At 59.5% G+C, this 26,812-nt stretch carries 28 protein-coding genes and 1 pseudogene; 14 read left to right on the top strand and 15 right to left on the bottom strand.

The features are described 5' to 3' along the window. Positions 1–64 precede the first annotated feature (64 nt). From C7411_RS18230 to C7411_RS18205, 6 genes are read right to left on the bottom strand one after another with little or no spacing between them, the layout of a single operon-like run. A complete protein-coding gene (locus C7411_RS18230) occupies positions 65–496 on the bottom strand; it encodes a GNAT family N-acetyltransferase (RefSeq protein ID WP_110385738.1) in 432 nt (143 codons plus the stop codon). Positions 497–511: 15 nt separating this feature from the next. Then, a complete protein-coding gene (locus C7411_RS18225) occupies positions 512–1,417 on the bottom strand; it encodes an EamA family transporter (RefSeq protein WP_110385739.1) in 906 nt (301 codons plus the stop codon). After that, positions 1,414–2,688, bottom strand: coding sequence for an aspartate aminotransferase family protein (locus tag C7411_RS18220; protein ID WP_110385740.1), 1,275 nt, complete (start codon positions 2,686–2,688; stop codon positions 1,414–1,416). The genes C7411_RS18225 and C7411_RS18220 overlap by 4 nt, the downstream gene beginning before the upstream one ends. Then, complete coding sequence (locus tag C7411_RS18215) at positions 2,688–4,187, bottom strand: hypothetical protein (RefSeq protein WP_133253677.1); 1,500 nt, start codon at positions 4,185–4,187, stop codon at positions 2,688–2,690. The genes C7411_RS18220 and C7411_RS18215 overlap by 1 nt, the downstream gene beginning before the upstream one ends. 24 nt (positions 4,188–4,211) lie before the next feature. After that, entirely contained in the window at positions 4,212–5,219 is a 1,008-nt protein-coding gene (locus tag C7411_RS18210) for a heme oxygenase-like domain-containing protein (protein WP_110385742.1), read from the bottom strand. Positions 5,220–5,242: 23 nt separating this feature from the next. Beyond that, complete coding sequence (locus C7411_RS18205; RefSeq protein WP_243413218.1) at positions 5,243–6,238, bottom strand: iron-containing redox enzyme family protein; 996 nt, start codon at positions 6,236–6,238, stop codon at positions 5,243–5,245. A 521-nt stretch (positions 6,239–6,759) separates the two neighbouring features. Between C7411_RS18205 and C7411_RS18200 the strand changes: the two genes are divergently transcribed. Beyond that, positions 6,760–8,157, top strand: coding sequence for an aminotransferase-like domain-containing protein (locus tag C7411_RS18200; protein WP_110385744.1), 1,398 nt, complete (start codon positions 6,760–6,762; stop codon positions 8,155–8,157). Between the two features lie 84 nt (positions 8,158–8,241). Here C7411_RS18200 and C7411_RS18195 read toward each other — a convergent pair whose 3' ends face one another. From C7411_RS18195 to C7411_RS18185, 3 genes are read right to left on the bottom strand one after another with little or no spacing between them, the layout of a single operon-like run. After that, positions 8,242–8,727 (bottom strand): hypothetical protein, encoded by a 486-nt coding sequence (locus tag C7411_RS18195; RefSeq protein WP_133253676.1) that lies wholly within the window; start codon positions 8,725–8,727, stop codon positions 8,242–8,244. Beyond that, complete coding sequence (locus C7411_RS18190) at positions 8,699–8,983, bottom strand: hypothetical protein (protein ID WP_110385746.1); 285 nt, start codon at positions 8,981–8,983, stop codon at positions 8,699–8,701. Before C7411_RS18190 ends, C7411_RS18195 begins: the two co-directional genes overlap by 29 nt. Further along, positions 8,980–9,285, bottom strand: coding sequence for a hypothetical protein (locus C7411_RS18185; RefSeq protein WP_133253675.1), 306 nt, complete (start codon positions 9,283–9,285; stop codon positions 8,980–8,982). Before C7411_RS18185 ends, C7411_RS18190 begins: the two co-directional genes overlap by 4 nt. 401 nt (positions 9,286–9,686) lie before the next feature. On the opposite strand from C7411_RS18185, the pseudogene C7411_RS18175 reads away from it, so the two are divergent. The 6 genes and pseudogenes from C7411_RS18175 to C7411_RS18150 all read left to right on the top strand — a co-directional run. Continuing rightward, positions 9,687–10,094, top strand: a pseudogene (locus tag C7411_RS18175) (IS21 family transposase); the annotation flags it as partial. A 301-nt stretch (positions 10,095–10,395) separates the two neighbouring features. After that, positions 10,396–10,818, top strand: coding sequence for a hypothetical protein (locus C7411_RS18170; RefSeq protein WP_133253673.1), 423 nt, complete (start codon positions 10,396–10,398; stop codon positions 10,816–10,818). A 203-nt stretch (positions 10,819–11,021) separates the two neighbouring features. Continuing rightward, complete coding sequence (locus C7411_RS18165) at positions 11,022–11,444, top strand: hypothetical protein (protein WP_110385750.1); 423 nt, start codon at positions 11,022–11,024, stop codon at positions 11,442–11,444. Between the two features lie 128 nt (positions 11,445–11,572). After that, positions 11,573–12,316 (top strand): Pr6Pr family membrane protein, encoded by a 744-nt coding sequence (locus tag C7411_RS18160; protein WP_133253672.1) that lies wholly within the window; start codon positions 11,573–11,575, stop codon positions 12,314–12,316. Positions 12,317–12,344: 28 nt separating this feature from the next. Beyond that, positions 12,345–12,854, top strand: a complete 510-nt coding sequence (locus tag C7411_RS18155) for a DUF1697 domain-containing protein (RefSeq protein ID WP_110385752.1) — start codon at positions 12,345–12,347, stop codon at positions 12,852–12,854. Positions 12,855–12,949: 95 nt separating this feature from the next. Next, complete coding sequence (locus tag C7411_RS18150) at positions 12,950–13,141, top strand: FCD domain-containing protein (protein WP_243413217.1); 192 nt, start codon at positions 12,950–12,952, stop codon at positions 13,139–13,141. A gap of 224 nt (positions 13,142–13,365) precedes the next feature. Here the strand turns inward: C7411_RS18150 and C7411_RS18145 are convergent, their stop codons facing one another. Beyond that, the gene (locus C7411_RS18145) at positions 13,366–14,562 is read right to left on the bottom strand and encodes an NnrS family protein (protein WP_243413216.1); all 1,197 of its coding nucleotides are present in this window, start codon (positions 14,560–14,562) and stop codon (positions 13,366–13,368) included. Between the two features lie 338 nt (positions 14,563–14,900). Between C7411_RS18145 and C7411_RS18140 the strand changes: the two genes are divergently transcribed. After that, positions 14,901–15,887, top strand: coding sequence for an aldo/keto reductase (locus C7411_RS18140; RefSeq protein ID WP_110385755.1), 987 nt, complete (start codon positions 14,901–14,903; stop codon positions 15,885–15,887). A 235-nt stretch (positions 15,888–16,122) separates the two neighbouring features. On the opposite strand, the gene C7411_RS18135 is transcribed toward C7411_RS18140, so the two are convergent. Together C7411_RS18135 and C7411_RS18130 are read right to left on the bottom strand one after the other, a co-directional pair. Next, positions 16,123–16,671, bottom strand: coding sequence for a carboxymuconolactone decarboxylase family protein (locus C7411_RS18135; protein WP_110385756.1), 549 nt, complete (start codon positions 16,669–16,671; stop codon positions 16,123–16,125). A gap of 182 nt (positions 16,672–16,853) precedes the next feature. Then, entirely contained in the window at positions 16,854–17,771 is a 918-nt protein-coding gene (locus C7411_RS18130) for an AraC family transcriptional regulator (protein WP_110385757.1), read from the bottom strand. A gap of 101 nt (positions 17,772–17,872) precedes the next feature. On the opposite strand from C7411_RS18130, the gene C7411_RS18125 reads away from it, so the two are divergent. The 3 genes from C7411_RS18125 (at position 17,873) to C7411_RS18115 (ending at position 20,178) form a co-directional block, all read left to right on the top strand. Next, on the top strand, positions 17,873–18,622 hold the full coding sequence (locus C7411_RS18125; RefSeq protein WP_110385758.1) for an SDR family oxidoreductase: 750 nt from the start codon (positions 17,873–17,875) through the stop codon (positions 18,620–18,622). Between the two features lie 19 nt (positions 18,623–18,641). Continuing rightward, the gene (locus C7411_RS18120; protein WP_110385759.1) at positions 18,642–19,400 is read left to right on the top strand and encodes an SDR family oxidoreductase; all 759 of its coding nucleotides are present in this window, start codon (positions 18,642–18,644) and stop codon (positions 19,398–19,400) included. A gap of 421 nt (positions 19,401–19,821) precedes the next feature. Then, positions 19,822–20,178 (top strand): SpoIIAA family protein, encoded by a 357-nt coding sequence (locus C7411_RS18115; protein WP_110385760.1) that lies wholly within the window; start codon positions 19,822–19,824, stop codon positions 20,176–20,178. Positions 20,179–20,333: 155 nt separating this feature from the next. On the opposite strand, the gene C7411_RS18110 is transcribed toward C7411_RS18115, so the two are convergent. Beyond that, a complete protein-coding gene (locus C7411_RS18110; RefSeq protein ID WP_110385761.1) occupies positions 20,334–21,347 on the bottom strand; it encodes a hypothetical protein in 1,014 nt (337 codons plus the stop codon). Positions 21,348–21,614: 267 nt separating this feature from the next. Between C7411_RS18110 and C7411_RS18105 the strand changes: the two genes are divergently transcribed. After that, on the top strand, positions 21,615–23,564 hold the full coding sequence (locus C7411_RS18105; RefSeq protein ID WP_181431350.1) for an ArnT family glycosyltransferase: 1,950 nt from the start codon (positions 21,615–21,617) through the stop codon (positions 23,562–23,564). 43 nt (positions 23,565–23,607) lie between these two features. Here the strand turns inward: C7411_RS18105 and C7411_RS18100 are convergent, their stop codons facing one another. Both C7411_RS18100 and C7411_RS18095 read right to left on the bottom strand, forming a co-directional pair. Beyond that, positions 23,608–24,099 (bottom strand): aminoacyl-tRNA deacylase, encoded by a 492-nt coding sequence (locus tag C7411_RS18100; RefSeq protein WP_110385762.1) that lies wholly within the window; start codon positions 24,097–24,099, stop codon positions 23,608–23,610. A 170-nt stretch (positions 24,100–24,269) separates the two neighbouring features. Then, the gene (locus C7411_RS18095) at positions 24,270–24,587 is read right to left on the bottom strand and encodes a DUF4148 domain-containing protein (RefSeq protein ID WP_110385763.1); all 318 of its coding nucleotides are present in this window, start codon (positions 24,585–24,587) and stop codon (positions 24,270–24,272) included. Between the two features lie 195 nt (positions 24,588–24,782). Here C7411_RS18095 and C7411_RS18090 point away from each other — a divergent pair, with 195 nt between their 5' ends. Together C7411_RS18090 and C7411_RS18085 are read left to right on the top strand one after the other, a co-directional pair. Then, entirely contained in the window at positions 24,783–25,472 is a 690-nt protein-coding gene (locus tag C7411_RS18090) for a response regulator transcription factor (RefSeq protein WP_110385796.1), read from the top strand. Next, positions 25,462–26,742 carry a sensor histidine kinase gene (locus C7411_RS18085; protein ID WP_110385797.1) on the top strand — a complete coding sequence of 427 codons (1,281 nt, stop codon included), beginning with the start codon at positions 25,462–25,464 and terminating at the stop codon, positions 26,740–26,742. Before C7411_RS18090 ends, C7411_RS18085 begins: the two co-directional genes overlap by 11 nt. The last annotated feature ends 70 nt before the right edge of the window (positions 26,743–26,812 follow it).

Below are 26,812 nucleotides of genomic sequence, written 5' to 3'. Positions count from 1 at the left end.
AACCGAGGGAAGCTCAGTCAATCCGACGACTACGGAAAAGACCGATCAAAAAAACAGATGTGATTCACCCGGAGTAGATGTCTGGCCTATATAACTCCATGTACCGCTCCGGGTTGGCTAGCGCACCGAACCCATGAGGGCGATAGACTTCATGTGCGTTTGTCGTGACAAGGACAATCCTGCGCAAGTGCTTAAGCAAATTGGAGCCGAAGATGTGGTCCATCAGTGCTGCAGCATACCCCCGCGATCTGTATTCCGGCAGAATAAACACATCGCAGAGGTAGCCGAATGTAGCCATGTCGGTCACCACGCGGGCGAAGCCGATCTGGCTACTACCCACATATGCACCGAAACAGAGCGACGCTTCAATGGCTCGCTCGACAGTTTCCCTTGAGATACCCTTTGACCATGCGGCATGGTTGTGCAGAAAAGTGTGAATGATATCGATATCCAATTCTTTTTTGTCGCTTGATATACGCAATACGTCGATTGTCATTCCGTTGACTCCGCATTAGGTCGAGGTTTGTACTCGCCGATTATTAACGGGATGCCGGTTACTCCTCGACACATAGGTGTTTCCGGCGAGCGCTAGCACGATTAGGCCCGATGCAATAATGCTTACCGCATCGTAGCGTTCACCGAGGACGATCCAGCCACCGACCATACCGAAAACTGGGCTAATCAGTGAAAATGGTGCGACTACCGCAGCGGGATACAGGTTCATTAACTTTCCCCAAGCTCCAAGCGAAAATAGTGTCCCCGCTACGGCAAGGAAGAGTAGTGCCAATATGCTCATCCAGGTCAGGTGCTCCAGCGCATTGAATAGCCCTGTCGTCCCTCCTTCCATTAAAATAGAAAGAAGCAACAAAGGAATTGGTGGGATTAGACTCATCCAAACAGTAAAAGCGAACATATCGACTTTTCCCGCGCGTTTTAACTCAATGTTTCCCCACGCGAAGCCTGCGGCTCCAAGAAGTGCCAGAATGACTGGAGTGATCGGAAGCGTAGCGTGATATCGCGCATAGCCAAGTAGCAGTACGCCAAACAATGCAAGTGCCATCATGCTTTGCTGCATCGAATTGGATCGTTCTCTAAGTACGATACCCGATAATAGCAGCGTGATGAATACCTGTAACTGTGCGAGCACCGACACAATGCCAGCGGGAACACCCAAATGGATTGCTGAAAACATACATGCAAACTGGATGACACCCAAACATAAGCCGGCCCGAATGTATAATTTTAGTGGCAATGTTGGCCTTGAAAGAAAGGCGACGCCAAATACAAATACAATCATGAAGCGTAGTGCAGCTAATAGCAGCGGCGGGCAGCCGCGCAAACCGATAGCGACTACGACAAAACTTAGTCCCCAAATTGCCGCGACAACGCAGGCTAATAAAATATGCCTTATTTTCATGCGGCCCCCTCTTCACTAAAAAGATCTTGCAGTACATCGTCGAATATACGTAAGAACAGATCCACTTCATCTGCGGTCACGTTTAAGGGCGGCAGAAGGCGCACCGATGTCAGGTCGTGAGCAGCGGGAATCGTGAGCACATTCCGCGTCAGCAATGCATGCCATAGTTGGACTGCTACATCGTCTCCAAAGCGATGCACGCATTCCGGCATTGCGTGTATCGAACGGGCAAGGCCGATGCCTTCGCAACTGAAGCCAAGTTTCGAGCCTAATCGATCGATACCGAGCTTCAGATACTCACCACGTATTTGCACGTTTGAGCAAATGTCAAGTTCGTGTAAAAGGGAAAGCACATGCGAACCGCAACGCATGCCAAGTCGGTTGCCGCTGAATGTCGCCCCATGAATTTTGGCAGCGCTATCCCTTGCAAACACAGACCGATAGATCGCATCTTGCATCAAGACAGCGGATACGGGGAAGATGCCCCCGGTCAGTGCCTTCGATATAAGTACTATCTGCGGTGCGGGAACATCCAATGTCTGGTAGGCAAACCAATGCCCCGTTCGCGCGATGCCGCAAAGAATCTCGTCGAAGATGAGCACCGTTCCATGCTTTGCGCACAGATCTGCCACTTTCATCAGGTCACACTGTTTCCATACGCGTGCTCCGGCAGTTCCCTGAACGGGTTCTAGCAAAACGGCAGCCACATCATTGTTCGCAAGCAGAGACCCGATAGAATCTGTATCACCCAAAGGCGATTGTTTGAACTGCGCAGGCGGTGCAGGCAAGTCACGACGCCAGAAATCGGACCCAGCTAGCCACGTGGCCGTCAGCGAGAGGCCATGAAATCCCCCCTCAATTGTGACGATGCCGGTGCGTCCTGTATGAACCATTGAAAACTTGAGAGCGGCTTCGACTGCATCGACACCACCGTTACCAAAATACACTTTGCCATCAACTATGCCGGCTAACTCGATCAGCTTCTTGGCTAACTCGCCGGCATCTGCGGATATGCCAAGCGGATTCAGGTTGGGGAGCAGGGTCTGCAGATCCGAACTGAAGCGTTCGAGCAATGCAAACGGGTTATGACCCAGCGGCATTGCTCCGTACCCCGTGACGAAGTCCAGAATCTTTCTCCCGTCCTCCATATAAAGCCAGCTACCTGAAGCGCGTACCGGTTTCATGTCCAACCCGGTAGATCGAACGATGTTCGACCATGCTGGGTTGACGAAACGCTCATAGATGGCAGCGTCGGCCGCTTGATCTTCCATCACTTAAGCGCTGTCGCATAGGTTGCGAGCGAGCACATCGTCAGGTCGCTCTGATCGCCATAAAAATCAGCAGCCTGATCCATCGCGCGGAAATTTAGTTCGATAAGGAACGCAAGACTAGCGAGCGCACGTTCCTGGGCCTCGGGTGAAATGGCCCCCACTTCTTCGAAGAACAATCGAGATAGCGAGGCATGATTCAATTCGACATTCAGATCATCATGTCGCTTCGCGACGCGCTGATAGTCGACTTTCGAGGATGCCAGCACTTCGAGACGGTGATGAACTGGATTGTCGACGCCTAGCATGCCCTCGGTGACCATGATCGAACTCATGTAGCCGATGGAGTCGTAACGACCAAGTACTGTGAATGCATCTACGTAAGCCTGAAACAACGGGAGCGGCAATGCTGCGTCGAGCTGCTCTGCACCCACGCCAAGCGCGATGCATGTGGCACGCTCGAAGGCCTCGTGCCCAAGTTCTTCCTGAAAATAACGATAGGCACGTTGCTTGACCGGCGAGCGGGTGCGTTTGGTCATCAGTGGGGCTATGATTTCGACGAAGCGCTGAGTCACGTGATACTGCTCGATGAAAAGACCTTGTACGACTGGACCAAATTGCGCCGCATCGTCGTTGATCCTCTTGACGAAACGTGACTCCCCGAGACGAGTGAGGCCGGATAGGGCAAATTGTTCGGCGCGGCGCATGAAATTGAGGCCAGTGTCAACATGATCGCACGACGTTTCTATCTTGATGCGGCGAACGCAATCTTCTGTCGTCGCAAGGTGCACGAGATCAACGAGACACATCAAGTAGGTTTCTACGTGCGCGGTGCAATAGAGCCCAGCACAGATCACCGTTGTTTGAGTGGGAGGGGAGAGTCCATCATCGGCGAACGTCATACCGAGTCGACGTCCTGTCATGCGTAGAACTTGTCGCCAGAGCGGTGCTATGATCGGCAGATTTTCCTCCACATAAATTCTCTGTAGGAAGAATGTCTGTATGGCGAAGTTATCTCCACCGTTGCCGTTGACTTTGGGGATGTCTGAGACAGAAAACGCGTCGGCTTGCGGCAGCGATAGGTCGAGGATACGAACAAAGGTAGAAATCGCTTTTCGATACGCGTCAGGTCTATCGCCTGATATCTTGACCAGCGTTTCGGCGGCATTCTGTACCAATCGTTCGTAAAGGCTACCCAATTCGTTCAGCACGTTTTCGTCGGCTGGCTTGCTCTGCACGAGCGACAGTTCATCAAGCTGCTTCGCTAACGATTGTTGCCAAGGGAGTGCCAGCCCATCTTTGATGTCGGACCAAATCTGAGCATTTGGATCGCCCATTGAAAGGAGACTATCGAGCAGTCGCGGGCCATCGACCTCAGTCGACGCAATCTCATATTCGTTCGATTCCGCACTCAGTAGTACCGTCTGTCCGTCTTCATCGAGTTGGGCCGAAAGTGGAACGAGGCACGGCTTGTCATAGCGATGGATCTGCCAAGCTTCCATGATTTGAACTCCCTGCATGCAGAATCACTGGAAAATTCGGGGAATGACTGCGTTTGGCTGCCCGTAATAGTTGATGATCTCTTCTTCCTGCTGGGCCATCGTCTCAACTGTTAGTACAACGTTTTTCTCGACGACAAGTTGTTCTTCTCGCGAGATCGCAGTCAAATCGTTTAGCAAATCTGCGGTCACGTCTTCATGATCAAGCGAGTCGTTAATGTTCGCGTGGTTGAACAGCGGCGCTGAGAAGCCGTCAGGGAGACCTACCTTGGAACAATATGTAGAGAGCATATCGTTGAAGCGAATACTTGGTATTTCGAATAAAAAGAGAATGCTTTTGAAGGAAAGAAGATGTTGCTTGGCATATACACCAAGCGCTGCGCAAAGTGCGAATGTGGAGGGAAGTGGTATCAGATAATCGAGCTTTCCTTGTGAAATATCGATTCCGGCTGCATTGAGGCAGTCGGCAAGCATTAAGTCGTGATCGAGTTCGGACACCAGAAAGCGCTGAACCGCCTGCCTGTTCCTTCGACTATCGGCCTGCGAAAGCGCAGGTGCGATGAGCCCAGGCGCTTCGCGAACGAGGTAATAGTATTCGAGCGCGTACCCGATAAGCATTTCGCGTGTCAAGGAACCATCTTTCATCATTGAGAACAGCCTCGACTTGCAACGGGTACGCGTGGCACGGATAGCAAGGTCACGAATATGTGAGTTGAATTCTTGGCCGGAACGTGCGTCAAGTGGCCATTCGAATTTCGACTCCGTAACCAGCCCCAAGCGATCCAGCTCTTCTAAAAGCGGATCGATTGATGTTGCAAGCGATTGGTGACGAACGCGTAAATCGTCAATAGACGAATTTCCGTCCTTTAAGGCGTTAACCAATGCGCGCATCGACTGTTTGGCGTCACCGCTAGTAGAAATATCACATGACTGATTGCCGTAGATCAGCGCAATGCCGTCCTCGCTGCCCTCGATTTCGACACCCGAGCGCAACGTCGGAAAATTGAAGAGTTCTGTGGTTCCCGGTGCTTGCATGATATTCTTACCTCAAAGGATGATCAAAGCTTGTCGATCCGCCGAAGGAGTTCGCCAGTACTCGAATAATGCTGCCAGACAGAGGAGTAGAATGCGTCGTAAAGTTCGATGAACAGGTGTGTCAGTGCACGCATACGCCGCATCGTTTCGTTGTCGACGACCGGAATTTTCGAGAAAATTTTTCGCGTGAGGCTGCCGTGCTCGCCTTGAAGATTGATGTCGGAGTGTGCTTTCACCGGCTTCAGAAAATCAGAGTCTATGCCAATGCGATATGCGGCGTCGAGGAACGAGTCTTGCCGGATATCCTTGCCCTCCAGAATTCCGAGCGTCGTGAAAAAAAAGAGCGGATCGTTGTGAGACCAATAGGCTAAACTGTTGCAAAGCGCCATGGTCTGAGGTAGCGGTACTGTGTGAGCCAAGTCTTCTCGCGAAATACCGATCTGATTGAGCGATTTCAAGAGTAGTTCATCGTGACCGTATTCCTCGGCGAAGAACTCGTTCATAGCGAGTCGGACATCAGTATTCGGAACGTATGACAGAACCGGAGCATCGAAGTAGCTTTCCCGGAAGAGAAAGTGATAGTTCTCGATGACCATGCCGTAGATCACGGATTGGGGAATATCACCTGGCTTCGTAGCATTCGAGCAATTGATCCAGAACTCGTTGCGGTAAAGCGTTTGATATAGCAGACGGTTCGAGAGGTCCTCTATTTCGAGCAGTGCATCCAAGCCGGTCCTTCCGATTGATGGCACTACAGGACGGATTATTCCGTGCACAGCCAAGTGGTCAACGAGCGTGTGAACATACTCTGTTGATCGAGTGGGGAGAAGGCTTGCGAGTTGGGCTACATCCCTCTCTTCAGTGAGGCTGTTCAGCAAACTAGCCGTTTCATCCGCCGTGATTGCACCCGTCTCCAGTTCAAATTCATCGCCGGCCGCGGTTCTGACTATGAGCGGCGTATGCGAAACCACGGACGAGTTCAGGCAGAATTTTCGCGACTCCGAGATGATTTGATCCACGCTATGCTCCAAGCATATTGATCGTACAACCGGAGCCATCAATGTTTCGATGGCGCCGGGTCCTATCGGAGAGCCGTTCTTTTACAGATGAACGGGGATCAGTACCGGACGCGTGTTGCGCGGTTTGACCAGAATGACCGGCTGTTGCGTAGTCGTTTGCGACATGACTTTCTCCTAAAAACAAGATTGAAGAACGCTCGCTGGAGGCCGGCGAGCAGCGGCCTTGCCGTTTTACTGGCAAATCGACATATCGTTCCGAGGCAGCACCGTGATTAAGACCATCATGCAAATGGCATGATTACTTGACCCTGACGCGTCGTCGTTTTTTGCTCGAATTCAACGGGGATATCGCCATTTCCACGTCGCCTTTCTGATTTAGCCCAGCACGGGGCACGGGTTGATTGTTCCGCTAAAATTTGACAGATGGAATGAACAGTAGTGAACTATCTTGTATAAACTGTTTACATAGTTTGTAGAGACTGTTCGTTGACTTATGGTCAACAGTTCCTTCGGGGATGGAAATGAAGATCAACTTGGATGCGGGATCGAGTCTGTCTCTGACAGAACAGATTGTTGGGCAGATTGAGGCGCTTATTCGAGATGGGCGCTTGCACGCTGGGGAGAAGTTATGGTCGATCCGGCAGCTTGCAGCGGAGCAACAAATCAGCCGCTTCCCCATCTTGGAGGCGTATGACAGGCTGGTTAACCGTGGCCTGCTTTATTCTCGACATGGCTCAGGCTACTATGTGGCTGATAGTGTCGACCTCGAACGCTCAATCGGTGGGGTGAATCCCGACCTTGCTGCCCCGGAGTCGAACCAGGTTCGAGAACAGTTCGCTTCGCCGGATTACACACTTAACCTTTCCATCGGCTTGATTCCAGAAGCATGGCGCGATGTAGACGGTATTACGCAGGCAATCCGCCAAGCAATGCGAAAGGATTCGCGTAGCTTGATTGACTATGCGACGCCGCAAGGCGACGCAGGTTTGCGTAGCCAGATCCAGCAACGTTTGCGCTTCTTCGGGCTAGCAGTTGAGCCTCAGAGCATTATGCTAACCGACAGCGCGAGTGAGGCATTGGATTTGGTAGTTCGGCTGATATTGAAGCCGGGAGACACCGTTTTTGTTGAAGATCCGGGTTACTTCAATTTATTCGGCCTTTTGAAAATGCAGGGGATAAGGTTGATCGGGATTCGGCGGTTGCCAACCGGACCCGATATAGATGTGGTCGAAGATCTATTGAAAGAGAATAAGCCAAAGGTCTTTTTCGTTAATACGGCTTTGCATAACCCGACAGGATCTAATGTTGCCCCAAACGTGGGATTCAGGTTACTTCAGCTCGCGCATGAGCATGATTTTATGATCGTTGAAGACGATGTGTTTGCTGATTTTCAATCAATCCCATCGGCTCGCCTCGCGGCGCTTGATCGGCTAAATCGAGTGATCTATGTCGGCGGTTTCTCGAAGAGCTTATCTTCATCTTTGAGGTTAGGATATCTGGTTGCTACGGCCGATCGAATCAACCGGCTTGTAGATGTAAAGGTCCTCACCCGGCTAGGTGGAACGCGTTTCAGTGAGCGAGTGACTGCTGCCTTGCTTGAACATGGAGCGTATCGTAAGCACCTTGATAGGTTACGCCGCAGAGTCAACGGCGCACTGTCTACCGCGTTGGGGCATCTTCACGACGCCGGTTGGGAGGTGCTTGGAGAGCCATGCGGTGGAACGCTTATTTGGGCGAAATTCCCAGGAATTGATAATTCGGAGGTCATGGTGAATGAGGCCGCAAAGCTTGGAATTGCGCTCCAGCCCGGGAGTTACCATAGGCCCAACGGTGAAGCTACGCCGTGGATTCGCTTCAATACAGCGCACTTGAACGATGAACGGGCGATCCGGTTCTTGCGAGCAATGAAGAAGGGTTAATATTAGATATTCTGAGCTTCTTCGCCTACCAAGCGTTCCGAGTCGTGCCGTGGCTCATGTTGCACGAATGCCCAATGAATGAAGCTATGAGATGTTATGTTCGGCTCGTTTTGGTGCGCTGCATGCCTGCGAAGTACCTCCGCCCGTCATATCGTGGTGCGTACTGAAAAATACTACTGACCGGGCCATCAAAACCGTGGATAACGCGATCGTTCCGATGGCCACATACCCCGTGTTGCGGACGGCCCGCCACATCGAGGCGGCGGCTGCTCTGCGCGAGGCGTCGTCGATCCGGGCGACCGCTGCATCGATCGACCTGATGAGCTTCTGCCCGGCCTCGTCGAGCGCAGCCGAGTGCCGGGTCGCGCTGCCGACCAGCAGCCCCTCTTCGCCGGTTAGTCGTTCAACCATGTCCTGCACGATGCCGTCCGTACTGTCGTCGATCAGTTGGCCGATATGCTGATCCGACAACCGGGCCAGGGCGGCCCGATATTCCGTGAGCGAAGCCCGTTCGATGTCGAGTATGGCCGAACGCAGTTCCTCAACCGCTTTCGACTGTGTTTCCATCACGGCTTGGACCTGGTTGCACGTTGCGCGCGCTGTTGCCGATCCGGCGCAGGGCGAGATCGGCCGCTTCCTTCATCGCTGCGGACGCGTCGCCGACTTGATCCTGCAATTCGTCCAGCGTCATCTGCGTGATCGCAAACGGTATCCAGGACGGGTCATCGAAGGTCAGCCCGTAGGCAATCGCCATCTCCCGGATGCGGTCGCGGTCCTCGGGCTCCAGGCGCGAAAGCAGCTCATCGAATGCCTTGCTGCTCATCATCCGTTCTCCGTCAGGCCCAGAGAGGTGGCAGCCCGGTCCAGTTGGTCATCGAGCGCACGCATCCAGCGATGCAGGCGTGAGCGTTGCGGCGTCGTCAGTCGAGAATCTTCACGCGCAGCCGAGAAGGTCAGCATCAGTTCATCGAGGGCGACGAGCACGCCGGCCTGAAGTTGGGGCAACGCGATTTCGACGCCGCCGAACTGCGGCAGCATCGTGCGTCCAGAACTGGGCGCATTGTTCGCGTTGCCATACCACATAAAAAAATCTTCCCGATCTCCGAACCACTGATTGACCGCGACCACGTAATCTGCTCGCCCGCGAGTTCGATCATTTCGCGCACCGTGCGGGTACTGGCACTGAACGGTGACATGACATTGACCAGGGTTGCGCGGTAGCCGTTGCGATCCAGCTCCGCGAAGAATCCGGTATCGGTATCGGCGTCGAACTGTCTGAGTTGCGTGAGCGAGGCAGCGGGCAGATCGGCCAGGATCAATGCGCGGCCGTGATCGACAGCCGCGAGCAACTGGTCGCGCTCCCGTTCCGGGCCAGTGAAGCGGATCGGGACCCCGATGGGCGGGCAAATTCCCCCACCTGTGGGCACCTCAAAATCCCCCACCTAGAGACACGCGGAGCATGATGCTGGCGTGGTCTGGCAGGACGTTACCTTGCACCCCTCGAAGAATGAAGAAGAGGGGTTGTTGGAGTGAATGTCTTGAAGCCGCATCTGCAAACAACCATCGCCACGCTCGTCGCCGCAGGCAAACGTCAGCGGGAGATCGCCCGGATCACGGGCGTTGACCGGAAGACGATCCGTAAGTACCAGGAGCAATTCGCGGCGGCGCAGGCAAATTCCCCCACGGTGCCCACCGGCGCCGAGCTGCAAATTCCTCCACCCTGCCCACCGGCAAGCAGCCAGGTATCGGCTTGCGAACCACACCGGGAATTCATCGAGGCCCAGTTGCGATTGCGGCGCAACGCCATGGCCATCTACCAGGATCTGGTGGACCGGTTTGGCTTCGCCGCTGGATACGACAGCGTCAAGCGGTTCGTGCGGACGTTGCGTCATCATGAGCCCGCCCAGTTTGACCGGCTGGACTTCCTGCCCGGTGAATAATCGCAAGCTTGCGATTATTCACCGGGCAGCATGCGCAGACGCAGGAAGGCCTCGGCCGGCGGGCGAGGACGGTATTCACGTCGATGGCCGGACTCTTCTGCGCTTGTGCGGGCCAAATTCGATGACTATGGGCGATCTGGACAGTTAGTTGCATAATTATGCCTCAGCCAGGCTGCCGGAAGGCTGCACCACTGCACCAGTTGCCTTGCTGCCGCGAAGCATACTGTGCGACGGCGCCCATACCGGCACGCCAATTGCGGCCACAATAGTGCCAGATGACTCGACACCGGGAGCCGCAATGCGGGTAGCTAAATTAACGTTGGCCGTGCGCTGCATCGCTGTGTGTGCTGGCTTTGCTGGCGGAATACCCGCGACTCACGCCGCCGGCACCTTTGACGGCGACTGGAACGTGACGCTCACATGCCCCAAAGGCGCTGACGGTACATCGGGCTACCGATATCGATTCCCCGCCGAAATCCAGCAAAACATCCTGCACGGCGAGCATGGCGAACGAGACGCGGGCGGCTGGCTCACGCTGGACGGCAAGCTTGAACCCGATGGGTCTGCCACGCTCGTCGCCCAAGGCCTGAGCGCCTCGTCGCTCCACGCCAACACTCGATCGACCTATTCGTACGAAGTCAGCGCGCAGTTCGACGCGACTTCAGGCAGCGGCTTGCGCACGACCGCACGCAAATGCGATTTTGTGTTCGTAAGGGAATGACGGCAAGCGTAGCTGGCGGCTCGCGCAAACTGGCGCCAGAAAAGAAAAAACCCGCTGCGAGAGCGGGCTGAATCCATATCAGAAAGAGACATGGAGGAGACGGTTGAAGTATAGGGTTTTCCCCTAATCCATGCAACTGCTTTTTTCATCGCCGCAGGCTTGCTTCGGCCTCAATCGGCGAGAAGGGTTACGACGACGACGCCATGACCGCAATTGCGGCGCGCCTCATCGACCGCTATCGGCTCGCTGTATCGCTTCTTTCCGACCAAGGGGCGCCGGCCGAAGCGCCGTTGCCGCGTTACGCACAGCAGACAAAGAACGGACTCGCCGAACCGGAGCAGCAGGTTCCGGAGATAACGCTCGAGGCCGTAGCCGACGCGCTCGTCGATTTCGTGCTGCTGTTGCAATCGCAGCGCAGCTTTGCCGTTGCACTCGTCGACGCCCGTAGCGGCAGCGACGACCACCGCAAGCGCTTTCGCAAAGCGATGCGTGGCGGCGTTGCCGACATCCTGAGCCGCTCAATAGCGCATCTCAAGCCGGCCAGGGCAAAAATCATGGCGATCGTGCTGATCCACATGCTCAAGGGCGTCGCCATGCCAACGAGCCGTCGGCGCGGGCCGCGCTGATGGCCGAACTGCGCGATCTCATACGCCTGTATCTCGTTTCGGCTTCGGCGCGCGCCCACGTCAAATAGCCCGCCGCCGGGGAAGAGCAGCTTCAGACGCGCATGATCTTTGTGCGCTACCATCGCTGCATGCCCGAACAACCACTACCCGCACGCGCGGCTGCCGCGCCGCTTACCGCCACAACGCAACCCCCAAGCCCCTACGGCACCGCGCTGGCGGGCGTCATCGCGCTGCTCGCGTGGGGAGCGCTTGCCGCGCAAACCGACGTTACGATCCAGCGCATGGTGCTGCGCGGCTTCGACACGTTCGAGGCCATCGGCAGGCTTTCGGCCTACCTGACCAACCTCACGGTGTTGCTCGTCGCGCTCACCTTCACCTGCGTTGCGCTGCGCGTGCGCGCGTGGCCGGCACGCTTGCTCCGCGCTCCGGGCGCAGTGAGCGCAGTCACGGTGTATATCGTGTTCGTTGGCGTTGCTTATAATCTGCTGCTGCGGCATCTCTGGACGCCGCACGGTTATCGTGCGCTGCTCAACGAGAGCCTGCACAGCCTGATCCCGCTGCTATGCGCGGCGTATTGGCTGCTATTTGTCCCGCGCTTCACCCTGAGTGCTCGCGATCGCCTCGCCTGGCTCGTCTATCCGCTGGGCTATCTTGCCGTCACCTTCTGGCGCGGCAGCGAGACCGACTTCTACCCCTATCCGTTCATCGACGTCGCACAGCTCGGCTATGCACACGTGCTCGTCAACAGCGCCTTGCTGCTCGCTGCCTTCATGGTGCTGATGGCGGTCTTCGTGACAATCAACGCGCGCAGGCGCCCCGCCATCGTGTCAAACGAAGGCCTCGCCGTAACCGACTTGCAGCGCCCTGACTAACTGACTCGCGACTTCCCGGAACAAACCGATGCCCGTCTATATCGCCCTGCTACGCGCCGTGAATGTCGGCGGAACCGGCAAGCTCCCCATGCCCGAACTTCGCGGCATGTGCGAAGCGCTCGGATTCACGCAAGTGCGCACCTATATCGCGAGCGGCAACGTGGTCTTCGAGAGCCGGCTGGCCGAAGCATCGGTGAAAAGGAAGCTCGAGCAGAGCCTGGAGGCTTATGCAGGCAAACCCGTTGGCGTGGTGGTGCGCACTGCCGCGGAACTGGCCGCAGTGCTGCAGGGCAACCCGTTTCCCGCTGCCGCGCCTGATCGCACTGTCGCCATCTTTCTTGACACGCCGCCGCCCGCTGATGCATTCGACAACGTGAGCGGCCAGCAGGCGGAAGAATTCCGCCTGGGCGAGCGCGAGATCTATGTGTTCTACAAGGACGGTATCGGGCGCTCGAAGCTCAAGATCGCTGCGGCGAAGACCGGAACGGCGCGCAACATGAATACCGTGGCGAAGCTTCTCGAGATGGCGCAAGCGTGAGGCGCCCTTGACTGGCGCTGGGCATTGAAGCACAGCGCAAGCGCTTTCACCTGCTGATCGCACAGGCCTCGCGCAATCCTGCGATCATTGCCCTCATGGAAGTGATCGACGGCATGCGGGTCAAGCCGACCCAGCGTGAAAAAACCACGGATCAGGCCACGCGCCATCCTTTCGCGCAGCAGCACCAGTCCATCGTCGATGCGATTCTCGCCCGCGACGGCGAAACCGCAGCACGCTGCATGCGCGAGCATCTGTTGAAGGTACAAGGGTACGGCTCGCCGCATTGACTCAAGAAGCGATGGCGCCTCGCACGTTCACTTCACGGTGGAAGCCGCAGCCTTGCACGTTACGGCGTCCTGATCACCCTGGCCGCCGCCGCAGCCGAACGCAGGTTAAAGAAAACGCGCGGCTAGCGGCGAAACCGCGTGGACGGCGGACCCAAGGCGTTGCGCGCGTCCAGCGCTCGCCAGTCAACATACTCGCGCGATACGCCGTGCGCAAGGCCGATGGATCAGCCCTCCTTACCATCGACACGCGACGCAATGAGCCAGCCGGCATAGCGATAGCAATAGGCCGCGAACGCAACGACCCAGCACGCGCCTGACGCTTCGATCCAGAACGTGAGCCACCGCGGTGCGAGCCACGGTCCGACCACGCGAATCACCGCGGCGATCACGAGCAACGCATAGCAGGCGATATCGAAGCCGCCGGCCACCAGCTTGCGGCCCGTATGTCCGCGCGCCGTGCGTGTGATCATCGCCATGATCGCGCAGCCGATGGCGCCCACCGTGAACGCGTGAATGGCGAGCGTATGCGCGACGAGCCCCAATGCGGCGAGCGCGAGCAGCACGAAGCCGACGGGTATCCACGCATAGGCGATGTGCAGTATGGTCAGGATCGGCCGGTTACCGACACGCCACGAACGCCAGCCCCAGATCCGCGCGCCTTGTGCGCACGCCGCCGCGAGCGCGGCCAGCGCGACGGGCACGCCTGAGCCGGGCGCGGCGTCGAGCACGAACGCCAGCGCGCTAAGCGGCATCACCGCATGCTCGACCGCATGCCAGCGCTGTGCCGTGTAACCCGGCACGGCATTGGCCGTGAAGGACGGAATGATGCGCCCGCCGATGATCGTGATGAAAAGCACCAGCATGCCCACGGCGAGATACGCGCTGTGCAGCGCCCAGTCCGCGCGACCGGCCTGCATCGAAAGATGGAACGCCACGTTCAGCGTGGCCAGCATGCCGAGCGCCACCGGCAAAAAGATGTTGTGGCTGTTTTTTGCGCCGATGAGCACGCGCAGCAGGACGGGCGTACATACGGGGAGAAAGAGGCTGTCGACCACGGCGGCGACGCCAGACGGTGCCCAGGCAACGGCGATGCGCCCCGCGAGCCACAGCAGCCATAGCGCCGCCAGCGACTTGCCCTGCGCCGGCGTGACCGACGTCCACGCGCGCACGGCGGTCAGCAAAAAACCCGCCACGATCGCTGCGCCGAAGCCGAAAATCATCTCGTGCGCGTGCCAGAACATGCCCGGCAGGTACGAACTGGGGCCCGGCAACGGATGGCCGGCATACGTGGCCATCCAGGCCAGCAGCGCCGCGCCGCCAAAGAGCGCACCGCCAAGGTAAAACGGCCGGAGGCCGAGCGCCCACAGCGCGAAACCGCCGCGAGCCGCGGGGGTGGGTTCTTCGATCCGGAAGACGGTCATGATCGCTCTCGCCAATACATTCATTTTCAATGCATCTTATATGGACTGGCGGAGAAATGCCGCTGGGAAACCGAAAACGCGATGCAATGCCGCAGGTTTGACACTGGGCTGTACCGGGGCAGCGCCTGGCGCGCTCGTGCGTGCTTGTACGTCAGCAAAGGCTGCCGCGTGCGATAACCGCCGCAAACCTGGCTATGCGTCTGCGGGAAATGCGCCTGGCGTGTTGCCGCCCACGCGAGACAAGCATCGAAGAATCGTGCAAGGAATCAAGAGTATCGTGCTAACACGTATTCGACGCGCGTGCCATTGTAGACAGCTAGCCATCACAGGAGGGCAATATGCTGAACACGCGCAAGCTTGGACGTGAAGGACTCGTCGTCTCGGAGATCGGGCTGGGGTGCATGGGGATGTCCTACGCCTACGGCACGCCCGATGACGCAGAGTCGATCGCCACGATTCACCGGGCGATCGATCTGGGTTGCACATTCCTCGATACCGCAGAGATCTATGGCCCTTTCGCCAACGAGGAACTGCTCGGACGCGCGCTAAAAGGGCGTCGTCACACGGTGACGATCGCGACGAAATTCGGCTTCAGGTTCGACAACGGAGTACGCGGCCTCGACAGCCGCCCCGACCATATCAGGGAGGTGATCGATGCGTCGCTGGCCCGATTGCAGACGGATCACATCGATCTGCTTTACCAGCATCGCGTAGATCCCGCCGTGCCGATCGAGGACGTGGCGGGGGCGGTCAAGGACGCGATCGCCGCAGGCAAGGTTCGCTATTTCGGCTTGTCGGAAGCGAGCGTCGATACCATCCGGCGCGCCCATGCCGTGCAACCGGTCTCGGCCGTGCAAAGCGAGTATTCGCTATTTGAGCGCGGCGTCGAAGACAAGGTATTGCCGGCGCTGCGCGAACTGGGTATCGGCTTTGTTCCCTACAGTCCGCTCGGCCGGGGCTTCCTGACCGGCAACGCCAGGCGCGCGGAGGAACTTCCCGCCGACGACTGGCGAGCAGCCAACGATCCGCGCATACAGGGCAGCAACTTCGATACGAACGTCAAGCTCGCAGATTTCGTCAAGGCCCTTGCCGAAGAAAAGTCCGTGACACCGGGCCAGCTCGCACTCGCCTGGCTGCTCGAGCAAGGTGACGATCTGGTGCCGATCCCCGGCACCAAACGGCGCAAATACCTTGAAGAAAACGTGAACGCAGCTTCAGTTCGCCTGACGCCAGCGGAACTGGATCGCATCCGGAGTTTCCTTGCCGGACACCAGACCGCGGGCACACGTTATCTGCCGCCCATGCTGTCTCATCTCGACCGCTAGCGAACGCCAATGATCATCGCGGACGACCAGACACCCGCCAGCGCGGCAACGCCCAGGGCCTGTTCACATTCATAGCGGGCTTGCGGACGTACCTTGCCGGTCCAATGCGGCCAGCAAGGTGCGTTCCCCCAACAATTTCGTTCCCGGTCGTGCAGAATCCGCCCTATCACGAAGTCATCGGCTGAAGGCAAGGTGTCTTTGAAGAAGCCTCGCCGGGTGCATCAGCACGTGGTGATTAGGCATGCCAGGCGTATTGCCGGAACATCTCCTCGAGCGGCGGATTGGCGACGCTGCCGGCGTAGTTCGTCATGGTCGACGCAGCGACAACCAGGATGACGTCGAGCACCAGGGCCGGGGCAAAACCGGCGGCCGTGAAGGAAGCGACGTCCTGATCGTCGAGACGGCCGCGCTTGTCGATCAACGTGCGCGCGAGATGCGAGAGCGCCGCAAGCTTTTCGTCGGCCGGCAGACGACGGGCACGAATGGCATGCACATCGGCTTCGCTGAGCCCTTCCTTGAGTGCGAGGAAGGTGTGAAAGGCGACGGCCCAGGTGCAGCCATTGGTGACGGCATTCGTGAGCAACAGGGCCTGAATCTGTGCCTCCGTGAAGCTGCCGCTGTGAACCTGCTGAAACACGCCGGTCAGGCCGTTGATCAGTTTCGGCGAGCCGGCCATTGCGCCGGCAATGTTGGGGACCATGCCGAATGCTTCAGCAAGACCTCGAAGCGCGAGCTTCGAGCTTTCCGGTGCCGATTCGAGTGTATATACGGGGAAGTTAGCCATTATCTTTCCTTGGGAGTTGGACGCGCGCATCAAGGGGCGATGACACGACAGCCAAAGCGTAGTGACGCGCCGCAGCCTCGCCAATTACATGGCGTGTAATAGAAAAGAGTCGGGGCATCGTCGGTGTCTCGACGCCCGCAATGCGCACACCCCAGCGCTGTCGGCAACCCGCTTGAGCCCGCCTATGCGCCATCCGGGGTCACCGGCTCCTCACGCGCGTACTGCGTCGGCGGCCGGCCGACGTGCCGCGTGAAGGCAACACTGAAGGTGCTGGCCGAGCTGTAGCCGACACGTTGCGCTATCTCGGCGATACGGCCGTGATCGCGACGCAACAGATCCTTCGCGAGCGCCATGCGCCAGGTCAGCAGGTATTCCATCGGCGCGACGCCAACTGCGCGGCTAAAGCGCTCGAAAAACGTCGAACGTGAGAGCGCCGCCTCCTTCGCGAGCGCGGCAACCGTCCACGGTTTCGTCGGGTGCTCGTGCATCTCCCGGATCGCAGCCGCGAGGCGGCTGTCGGAGAGGCCACGCACGAGGCCCGGTGGCGCACAGGTTCCCGCCGTGGAGCGCAGTGCTTCGATGAGCAGGACTTCCAGCAGACGTGAGAGCACGACTTCGCGCGCAGGCCGCTGCTCTCCCGATTCCTCGCGCACGAGTTTTACGAGTGTGGCCAGCCGTTCCTGGCCGCGAACATGCACGAGTTGCGGCAGCAGCGAAACCAGCAGGGATGAATCCGGCGACCCGAAGCTGCAGTGGCCCGCCACCATGCGGGAGTCGATGGGGTCCTCTGGCGCGCCGATTCTGAATTCATTGTTGCCCAGCGCGACGGGCACGACTGGCTCGAGGTCCGGCGGGGGAGGCTCGAGGCTGCTCATCTCGATTCCATAGGACGCGGGAATCAGGACGAAGTCACCGGCCACGAGTTCGAGCGGCGCCTGATCGCCGATCGTGATGCAGCACCCGCCATCGAGGATGACGCAATAGAAAGGCTCGCCTGCACCCGAACGACTGATGCGCCAGCGGCCGGCGCCGAGGACGAGTTTGGAGTAGCGCGCACTCGGCTGCAGCAGCGTCACGACTTCCGCCAACGGATCGATCATTGCCGGACTCCTGCAAACGAAATTCGGATCTTTGATTGTAGCAAGTACGGTCTGCGCGATCTATTGTATGAACACACGCAAACCATGCCAAAGGAGATTCCATGCAAACCGTGTTGATCACCGGCAGCTCTTCCGGATTCGGGCTCGAGATCGCTCGCTACTTCCTGGCCCGTGACTGGCGGGTCGTCGCCACCATGCGCACGCCGCGTGAGGACGTGCTGCCGCCTTCAGAACACCTGCGCGTGCTCGCGCTCGATGTCACAAAGCCGGAAAGCGTACGCGAGGCCGTCCTGGCCGCGGGTCCGATCGACGTCCTCGTCAACAATGCGGGCTTCGGCGCAGCTTCCCCGGCTGAGCTCGCTCCGATCGAGGCTGTGCGCGAGGTCTTCGAGACCAACACGTTCGGCACGATCGCGGTGACACAGGCGGTGCTGCCCCAGTTCCGCGAGCGCAAGGCCGGCGTCATCGTGAACGTTACGTCGAGTGTGACTTTCAAGGCGCTGCCCCTGATCGGCGCGTACCGCGCGAGCAAGGCTGCGGTGAACGCGTTCACCGAGTCGATGGCGCTGGAACTAGAGCCGTTCGGCGTTCGGGTGCGGCTCGTGCTACCGGGCCGTTCGCTGGAGACGCGCTTTGGAGAGAACGCACGTGCCCACATCCACGGCTTCGACAACGAAGCCTACGCCGGTCTCGTCAAACAGGTCCTCGCGCATCTGGAGGACACAGCATCCCCCCTCACCCGGGCACAGGACGTCGCCGAGGCTGTGTGGCGCGCGGCGACCGACCCCTCGACTCCGATGCACATTCCCGCCGGCGCCGACGCCGAAGCATGGGCAGCTGAGGTGAACTAATCAACACCAGGAGATTTGCATGCAGGACAACGTCATAGCCCTCGTCACCGGGGCCAATCAGGGAATCGGTCTTCAGATCGCGAAAGATCTCGCGTCACATGGCCTCACCGTACTGGTCGGGTCGCGCAATCTCGAACGCGGTGAGGCCGCGGCCAGGGAGGTTGGGCCGAACGCGCATGCGCTCCAGCTCGACGTGACGGATCAGGCTTCGATCGCCGCCGCCGCGCAGCGCATTCGCGACGAGCACGGCCGGCTCGATGTGCTCGTCAACAACGCCGCGATTTCGGGCATGAACCGGCAGCCCGGCCAGTCCGTCGAGGACTTTGCGAAGACCACCCGCCCGAGCAATGCCTCTCTCGATGAAATGCGCGCGGTGTGGGACACCAATGTGTTCGGCGTGCTGGCCGTTTATCAGGCGATGCTGCCACTCCTGCGCAACTCGACGGCCGCCTGCATCCTCAACGTGTCGAGTGGCCTCGGGTCGCTCACGACGAACGCGGACCCTGCGTTCCCGTGGCGCTCGATCTTCGGTCCGGTATACCCCGCGTCGAAGACGGCGCTCAACGCATTGACCGTTGCCATGGCGATCGAACTGGAGCCCGAGGGAATCAGGGTCAACGCTGTCTCTCCGGGCTACACCCGCACGAACCTCAACGGCTATACGGGCACCGAAACCGTCGAGGAAGGTGCCCGCGAGGCGGTGCGCGTCATTCTGCTGGGCCCGAACGGCCCGTCAGGGACATTCACCCGCTGGGAAAATCAGACGATTCCGTGGTAAGCGACGGGTCCGGTGAAGCACCTTCACTAAAGGCGACGCGGCCGATCTAACCCAGACTGCAGTGCGCCGCAAGATTCCCTGATTTTGCTGTTGTGCTGTATCGACACGAAGCGCATTCTTTTTTGTCGGCTGGATGAATGTCACACGCCTTGAGTAATCTGGCGATGCGCCTGGATACGGAATAGCCTCCCGTTAGGCGCACCCCTCGGCCGCATCCTTGTATGCGGCTTTTTTTATGCACTTGCAAATATGTGATTCGTTTTGCAAAGTTTTGCAAAACGGCGTGGAAGGAAAACCGTGGCACACCGCGTGGTTGCGGGAAGCATTGGGGCGCGTGAAAAGGAGTAGCATGAGAAAGCTATCGAACGCCAGGCTTTACCGCGCCTGAGCGTGTAACGTCTCCGTACCCAGGGGGCCCGTCATGATCCAGTATCACACCACTCCCGATTCGCCGGTCGTCGAAATTACCGTCGAAGGCAAAATCACCGACCACGAACTGCGCGAAACCATCGAGCGCATGCGTGGCGATCTTGAACTGAACGGCAAGACCCGTGTGCTCGAACGCATCGAGCATTTCAGCGGTATCGAGCCGAAGGCGCTGTGGACCGACATGACGCTCGGCGTCTCCGTCGCCCGCGAGGTCACACGCGCCGCGGTGGTGGCGGACGCGGCCTGGATTCGCGCCTCGATGCATTTTGCGCGATTCTTTACCAAAGCTGAAATCAAGGCGTTCCACATCAACGAACTGGAACAGGCGCGCGCCTGGATCAACGCTTAAGCGGCCCCCGCCGGCCCAGTCGAGAAACGCAGCGCGGCAACGAACGAGCCGGCCGCGCCGACATGTGACCATGCACTCGTAGCGCGCATAAAATCTGCCCACGTTTGCGGATTGAGGCGCGCGGTTATTCAAGCCACAAGTATTCGAGCTCCAAACTAGCCGCCGCCTCTGACACGTTCCCAGCCGTGTCTCACGGCCGTCTTGAAGCGCTCCCATCCGCTTTCCGGATATCGCGACTCCCAGTTCGCGCGCGCATTCGCTTCCACGCCCTGCCAGTCGGTCCCGCGATACCGCTCGTCGCGTCCGAGCGTGGCGCCGTGTGAGTAGGCACGCCGATACTCGTCGAATGACGCCCCCGTGTTCGCAAAATGTGCGTCGTAGTCCTTCCTGAATTCGTTGTCGTTCGGGTATGGGTCGTCATGCTGCCCGCCGAGACCCGGGTCGCCCATGAAGCCCGTCCCCACTGGACGCTGGGCGTTTGACGCAGCGGCGTTGGCGTCGGGCGCCTGCGCGGTGTGCGCCTTGACGCCGGCATCCGCACTCGTGCGCGCGAACCCGGCTTCAGACGCGCCCGCTGCGTGCGGCTGCTTCTCCACGGGCGGTGCAGATCCGCGCGCTGCAGCAGCAGGAGTGCCTGGGGAAGCCGTCGGCCGCGCCGCCGACGCGGCCCGCGTGTCGCCTTGCCATCCGTGTGTTTCGTGCGGCCTGGCACGCTCGCCGGTCACCGCGCTGTCCGGATGCGCTGCGTGTTCCGGACCTCGCGCCTTCGCAGAACCAGCGTGCCACGCGTTGGCGCGCTCCTCGATATCGGCGGCACCTGTGCGGAGCATCGTTTCAATCGCCTGATCGACTTGCGATTCGGAAACATCGACGCTGACTACCGTGCCGCCGCGTCGGATGAATTCCCTGTAATCCTCTGCATCCGGTGGATACTGTCCGCTCGTGAAGATGCGCGCGAACAGTTGCTCGAGCCGATCGAAGACTTTCTTGTGGTGGTGCACATCGACAGCGCCCTGTACGTAGACACGTGGCCCCTTTTCGCGGGGCGCATCGACCGATATCGAGTAGATGGCAATATCGGCTTGCGTTATTCCAGCCTCACCCAATGCGCGCTGCGCCGAACACGCATCCGCGTAGCTGTCGTACACGCCTAGCACCGTTGGCCTCATGACTTTCCCCTCCGCAATTGGCGGGCGGCGTCCTCGCCGCCGTATCGGCGCCATGCGCACAATGCGTGCCCGTAATCGCCGCGCAAAGTGTGGATGACCATTTCCCGCCGTTTACGGTAGGAAGCAAACCTTTCAAATGCGCTACGCCGACCTGTAATGTTTGGTAATAATTCGCGCATACAATCGTACTCGTGACAGCTGTCGCGTCGACGGCACATAACGAAAGGTGCTGACCAGATTGTCGCGCGCCGGGGAGCGGAGGGTTACATGCAAGAAAGCAAGGATGGCGCCGGCGTCGCAGAAGTTGGCATCGGACAGGTTGCCCTCTCCAATGACGCGGTGCGGTTCGACGTGCCGCGGGAGCTGACCACGGGCAGCCAGCCGGCGACGCCCGCCACCCCGTTGACCCCCGAATTGCCGCGTGCGCGCAAAGACTCGCGGGCATTGGCAACTTCAGGTCTGTTCGTCGGGCTGTTTGCGTTCGCGCTCGTTTGCGCCTGGCTCCTGCCCGGCACGCTTGGCCACGATCCGTGGAAGCAGGACGAAACCTACACCTTCGGCATCATCGAACACATGCTCGACACCGGCGATCTGGTCGTGCCGACCAACGCCGGGCAGCCCTTCGTGGAAAAACCGCCCATCTACGATTGGGTGGCAGCCTCACTCGCCTGGATGTTCGGCCGGCTTCTGCCGCTGCACGACGCGGCCCGTCTCGCAAGCGTCGTATTCGCTGCGCTCACGCTTGCCTGCACGGCACGCCTCGCCCGCCGGGGTACCGGCGCCGTGCGCTGGTCCGACCCGCGCGTGCCCGGAATGCTCGCACTTTTCGCCAGCACGCTGGTAGTCGTCAAGCATATCCACGACATGATGACGGACGTCGCGCTGATGGCCGGCGCTGCGCTGGCATTCTGCGCACTTTACGATCTTGTCTGCGCTCATTTGCGGATGGACGGCGCGTTGCATCGTTATCCTGACGAAGACCGCGGCGCCGCCAGCGCCTGCCAGGACACGCGCGTTCAAGGACACGCTGCCCGGCATGCCGCTGCCATGTTCGGCGTTGGCGTCGGAGTCGCCTTTCTGGCAAAGGGCCTGTTCGTGCCGCTCGTGTTCGGTGCAACCACCTGCGCGGCGATGCTGCTTTACCCGGCGTGCCGTAGCAGAAGCTTTGCGCGCTCGCTGGCGCGCTCGGCCCTGTACTTCGCTCCGTTCGCGCTGATCTGGCCGCTTTGCCTCTATCTGCGCTCCGAAACGCTATTCAGGATCTGGCTGTGGGACAACAACATCGGCCGCTTCTTTGGCTTTTCGGTGCCGCAACTCGGCTCGGAAAACGTCGGGCACCTGTTTGTGCTGCGTACGGCGTTGACAGTCGGCTTTCCGGTCGTCCCGCTCGCGCTCGTGGCGCTTGCGGCCGGTGCATGGCGACGCCTGCGCGAACCCGACGTTGCACTGCCGGTGCTGTTTTCCGGGATCGGCTTCGCGGTATTGCAGACGTCGGCGACAGTGCGCGAACTCTACATCCTGCCGTTCATCGCCCCGCTCTCCCTGCTGGCCATGCAGTCAGTCCGCTATCTGCCGCAGCGGGTGCACCTCGCGTGGGACATGACAAGCCGTATCGTGTTCGGCTCGTTTGTGGTGCTTGCATGGGCCGTATGGTGGACGATGACGGGTTCCCCCGACACCCACGGTGTCCTGCATGTGCTTGGCCGTTGGCTGCCGCTCGAATGGGTGATGCCAATTCAGCCGAAGCTGATCGTCGCGGCGCTCGCCCTCACGCTCGGGTGGCTATTGCTGCTGCCCCTGCTCAAGTCAGCGGGCGACTGGCGCGGCGCATTCAGCTGGTGCCTGGGCGCCATCGTCACATGGGGGCTCGTCGGCACGCTGCTGCTGCCCTGGCTCGATGTCGCGAAGAGCTATCGCGCACCGTTCGAGGATCTGCGTGCCAAACTGAACGGCACCTGGAGTGCGGGGGACTGCATGGCAAGCAGCGGGCTCGGCGAATCCGAGGCTCCCATGCTCTATTACTTCGCCGGTGTCATGCACGTGCCCACCGCGGACACTCGGGCCACCTCCTGCAACTGGCTTATCGAACAGGGTCGTCCCTCGCAGGGACAGCCGCCCGAGGGAGGCTGGCGACTGTACTGGGAGGGTAGTCGTCCGGGTGACAACGACGAGGTGCTGCGCGTCTATGTGCGCATGGCGGCGGCGACGTCTTCGTAATCGGTGCCGCGCCTGCCTGAAGGAACGCCGTTCGGCGACTCGCTCACGCACGCACGCCCATGCCTCGCATGCGTCTTGCGAAATGGGCTCGCTCCGCGTCGTCCATCAGCGCCAGAAACTGGTCCCCTTCCATATGAACCAGTTCTTCGTGATCGCCCGCCTCGAAGTAGACGTCCGGTTGGCCGGCCAGGTTCGTCTCGAGATAGGTTTTCATTCCATAAGCCGCGCAGATCGGCGGCAGCGCCCCTGCATCGCAGTCCTTGAACAACTCGCGCAGTTCGTCCTCCGTAGCAAGGGCGAGCCTGCGCCCTGTCTTGTTCCAAAGCTCGGACAATTGCACGGCATAGGTTGAGGGCAGCACGGCGGCCACATAGCCGTGCTCGTCCTCGAGCAGCACCGTTTTTGCAAGACGGTCACCGGGAATATGCGCCGCAGCCGCACTTTCCATGCTCGAATGACTGTATGGGTGGCGCACGATTTCGTAGCGTGAGCCCTTGCTGCGCAGGCGCTCCTGCAAAGTGATCGACATCGACATGACACACCTCCCGTCGAATGCGTAGAAGAAAACCAGCCTCCACTGATCCTTTCAGGATAGGCCACTCGCGCGCAAATAGCACGCCGGCACCGGCGCCGTGGACCTGCAGGACAAGGACCCGGCAGCAGGACTCAACGTTGTCGCCGGGACGTGGAGCGAACCCGCCTGTCTCACTGGGGTTGAAACGGGTGACACTCCGTGTTGAACCAGTAGTCGACCAGACGCTGCGCCGCCTGTAGATCGTCGGGGTAGTATGGGTCGTCGTACCATGGCGACGGATCGTAGCCCGCTTTCCTCAGGGCCGCCAGTTCGCTTTGGTGTTCCGCCATCGTCGGAGGCGCGTTGCTTCTGAGCGCGGCCAGGTCACGGCACTCCGTTGGGCTCAGATGTGGCCCGCTTTGTGACACGCCGCCGACGGCACATCCGGCCAGGGCCAGCAGGAGCGTCAACGCAGTCAGCGTCAGGGGGATTTCCGGAAGGCTCTTCATGGCGCATCTCCACGCGTCTGATGGGCGCAGCGCAACCTGGGCTTCTATCGCACTGCCACTCCATGGTACGTCCATGCGAGCCATCGGTCAGGCGAAGCGGGAAACACGAACAATCGCGGCCTACGCAGCCGCAACGCATAAAAAACTGCGGTAGCATCAGCCTTCCCGATACCCGAGGATGGCCAACTGATGTCCGTGAAGGTGCTCATTGTCGAAGACGATTCTTCGATTGCCGCGAACCTCTACGACTATCTCGAGGCAGGCGGTTACGAGGTCGACGTGGCCTCCAGTGGCAACGCGGGGCTGCAGATGGCCCTCGCCGGCTCATGGGACGCCATTTTGCTCGATCTGTCACTGCCGGGCATGGACGGGCTCACACTCTGCCGCAGGCTGCGGGAAGAGGCGGCCCGGGACACGCCCGTGCTGATGCTGACTGCACGGGATGCACTTGACGACAAGCTCGCGGGATTCGTGCACGGCGCCGACGACTATCTCGTCAAACCTTTCTCCCTCAAGGAAGTGGGTGCGCGGCTTGGCGCCATGATCAAGCGCTATCGCGGCCAGGTCGCCACGATGGATCTTCGATTTTCGGATGTGCGGCTCGACCTGTCGTCGATGACCGCCGAACGTGCCGGACGCCCGGTGAAGCTCCCTCCCAAATGTCTTCACCTGCTGCGTATCCTGATGCAGTCGCCCCACCGCACCTTGACTCGCGCCGAGCTCGAGTCCGAAGTCTGGGGCGAAGCACTGCCGGACAGCGACACGCTGCGCACGCACATCTATACGCTGCGTCGGGCCCTGTGCGGGCCAGGTGAACCGGATGTGATCGAAACGCTGCATGGCGTCGGTTACCGGCTCGTGGCGGGTTGTGATGATGCGAAATAGCCTGCGCTTCAAGGTCGCCCTGTTTTTTTCCGTGCTGACCATCGCGCTGCTGGCCGCTCAGGCGCTGGGCGTGCGCGCACTGGCCGAGGCGCAGGAGGAGAGGCTGATTGCGGCGCTCATCCGCGACGACATGGCAAGCGTGCTCAAGAGCTACCAGGCCAATCCTGCGTTGCTGCCCCCCTTCGACGTGCGCGTGAACGGCTATGTTTCGGGTGCGGACCGCGGTTCCATTGTTCTGCCCGAAACCGTCAGAGCCCTGCCGTTCGGCACGCACGAAATCATTATCGACGACCGGGAAATTCACGTGGAGATTGCCCCCCTTGGCACCGCACGCCTGTACCGGGTGTACAACTTCAACATCTACGAAAAGCATTTCAAGGAAGTGATCAACGCCCTGATGGGCGGCACCGGCATCTTTGCACTCCTGACGATCTGGCTGTCCTTTGGCCTTTCCGGACTGCTCGTACGTCAGGTTGCAGGACTCGCCCAGCAGGTCAAGACACTGCGGCTGGGTGAATCGGCGGCGATTCATCCCGGCAAATACGACGAAACGGAGCTCGTCGGACTCGTGGAGGCGTTCAACGACTACCACCAGCGCATGGCCGACATGATGGCGCGCGAGAAAGAGTTCACGGGCAATGTCAGCCACGAGCTGCGCACGCCGCTCACGACCATCAAGACAGGCTGCGAACTGCTCGAACAGGATACGGCGATCCAGGGCAAATCGCGCACAAGGCTGCAGCAGATCGAGCGGGCAGCAGACAACATGCGCGAACTCGCCAATGCACTGCTCATGCTCGCGCGGGAGGATTCTGCACGCGAAGTCGAGCCGGTGGCCGTGGCGAAGATGATCGAAACCGCGTTGTCACCGTTTGCCGCCCGGCTCGCGCAAAAGGGACTCGACTCATTCATTGAAATCGACGGCGAGCTTCGCATCGTGGCGAACCGCCCTGCGCTTGCGATCGTACTCTCCAACCTGATCGACAATGCCGTGCGGCATACCGACCACGGAAGCCTGCGCTTTCGCTACGCCAACGGCTGGCTTTACATCGAGGACACGGGGCCAGGTATTCCGGCGCACGCGATCCCTCATGTCTTTGACCGGTTCTACCAGGCTGCATCGCCCGACACCCCGACGCCCGGGGTTGGGATCGGCTTGTCGATCGTCAGAAAGCTGTGCGAGCGCTACGGGTGGGCAATCGAGATTGGCAGTGAGCCCGGCAAGGGAACCAGCGTGTCGCTTCGGCTGCCGGCGGCAAGCCGGACCTGAGCGGACCTGAGCGGACCTGAGCCAGTTTCACCCGGATCGGGTGGGTTCTTGACGAAAACTTCACAACCGG

Origin of the sequence: Paraburkholderia silvatlantica, assembly GCF_003096715.1 — a bacterium.
Classification (GTDB): Bacteria; Pseudomonadota; Gammaproteobacteria; order Burkholderiales; family Burkholderiaceae; genus Paraburkholderia; species Paraburkholderia silvatlantica.
This window is presented reverse-complemented; position numbering and strand designations above follow the sequence as displayed.

Coding starts and splice junctions, on each gene's coding strand:
- C7411_RS18135 (WP_110385756.1), bottom strand. CDS start 16,671: ATGGCTAACTTCCCCGTATATACACTCGAATCGGCACCGGAAAGCTCG.
- C7411_RS18210 (WP_110385742.1), bottom strand. CDS start 5,219: ATGCAAGCACCGGGAACCACAGAACTCTTCAATTTTCCGACGTTGCGC.
- C7411_RS18100 (WP_110385762.1), bottom strand. CDS start 24,099: ATGTCGATGTCGATCACTTTGCAGGAGCGCCTGCGCAGCAAGGGCTCA.
- C7411_RS18105 (WP_181431350.1), top strand. CDS start 21,615: ATGCAAGAAAGCAAGGATGGCGCCGGCGTCGCAGAAGTTGGCATCGGA.
- C7411_RS18165 (WP_110385750.1), top strand. CDS start 11,022: ATGACCGCAATTGCGGCGCGCCTCATCGACCGCTATCGGCTCGCTGTA.
- C7411_RS18230 (WP_110385738.1), bottom strand. CDS start 496: ATGACAATCGACGTATTGCGTATATCAAGCGACAAAAAAGAATTGGAT.
- C7411_RS18190 (WP_110385746.1), bottom strand. CDS start 8,983: ATGATGAGCAGCAAGGCATTCGATGAGCTGCTTTCGCGCCTGGAGCCC.
- C7411_RS18120 (WP_110385759.1), top strand. CDS start 18,642: ATGCAGGACAACGTCATAGCCCTCGTCACCGGGGCCAATCAGGGAATC.
- C7411_RS18145 (WP_243413216.1), bottom strand. CDS start 14,562: ATGACCGTCTTCCGGATCGAAGAACCCACCCCCGCGGCTCGCGGCGGT.
- C7411_RS18140 (WP_110385755.1), top strand. CDS start 14,901: ATGCTGAACACGCGCAAGCTTGGACGTGAAGGACTCGTCGTCTCGGAG.
- C7411_RS18200 (WP_110385744.1), top strand. CDS start 6,760: ATGAAGATCAACTTGGATGCGGGATCGAGTCTGTCTCTGACAGAACAG.
- C7411_RS18220 (WP_110385740.1), bottom strand. CDS start 2,688: ATGGAAGATCAAGCGGCCGACGCTGCCATCTATGAGCGTTTCGTCAAC.
- C7411_RS18095 (WP_110385763.1), bottom strand. CDS start 24,587: ATGAAGAGCCTTCCGGAAATCCCCCTGACGCTGACTGCGTTGACGCTC.
- C7411_RS18155 (WP_110385752.1), top strand. CDS start 12,345: ATGCCCGTCTATATCGCCCTGCTACGCGCCGTGAATGTCGGCGGAACC.
- C7411_RS18130 (WP_110385757.1), bottom strand. CDS start 17,771: ATGATCGATCCGTTGGCGGAAGTCGTGACGCTGCTGCAGCCGAGTGCG.
- C7411_RS18125 (WP_110385758.1), top strand. CDS start 17,873: ATGCAAACCGTGTTGATCACCGGCAGCTCTTCCGGATTCGGGCTCGAG.
- C7411_RS18150 (WP_243413217.1), top strand. CDS start 12,950: ATGGAAGTGATCGACGGCATGCGGGTCAAGCCGACCCAGCGTGAAAAA.
- C7411_RS18110 (WP_110385761.1), bottom strand. CDS start 21,347: ATGAGGCCAACGGTGCTAGGCGTGTACGACAGCTACGCGGATGCGTGT.
- C7411_RS18215 (WP_133253677.1), bottom strand. CDS start 4,187: ATGGAAGCTTGGCAGATCCATCGCTATGACAAGCCGTGCCTCGTTCCA.
- C7411_RS18170 (WP_133253673.1), top strand. CDS start 10,396: ATGCGGGTAGCTAAATTAACGTTGGCCGTGCGCTGCATCGCTGTGTGT.
- C7411_RS18225 (WP_110385739.1), bottom strand. CDS start 1,417: ATGAAAATAAGGCATATTTTATTAGCCTGCGTTGTCGCGGCAATTTGG.
- C7411_RS18085 (WP_110385797.1), top strand. CDS start 25,462: ATGCGAAATAGCCTGCGCTTCAAGGTCGCCCTGTTTTTTTCCGTGCTG.
- C7411_RS18160 (WP_133253672.1), top strand. CDS start 11,573: ATGCCCGAACAACCACTACCCGCACGCGCGGCTGCCGCGCCGCTTACC.
- C7411_RS18115 (WP_110385760.1), top strand. CDS start 19,822: ATGATCCAGTATCACACCACTCCCGATTCGCCGGTCGTCGAAATTACC.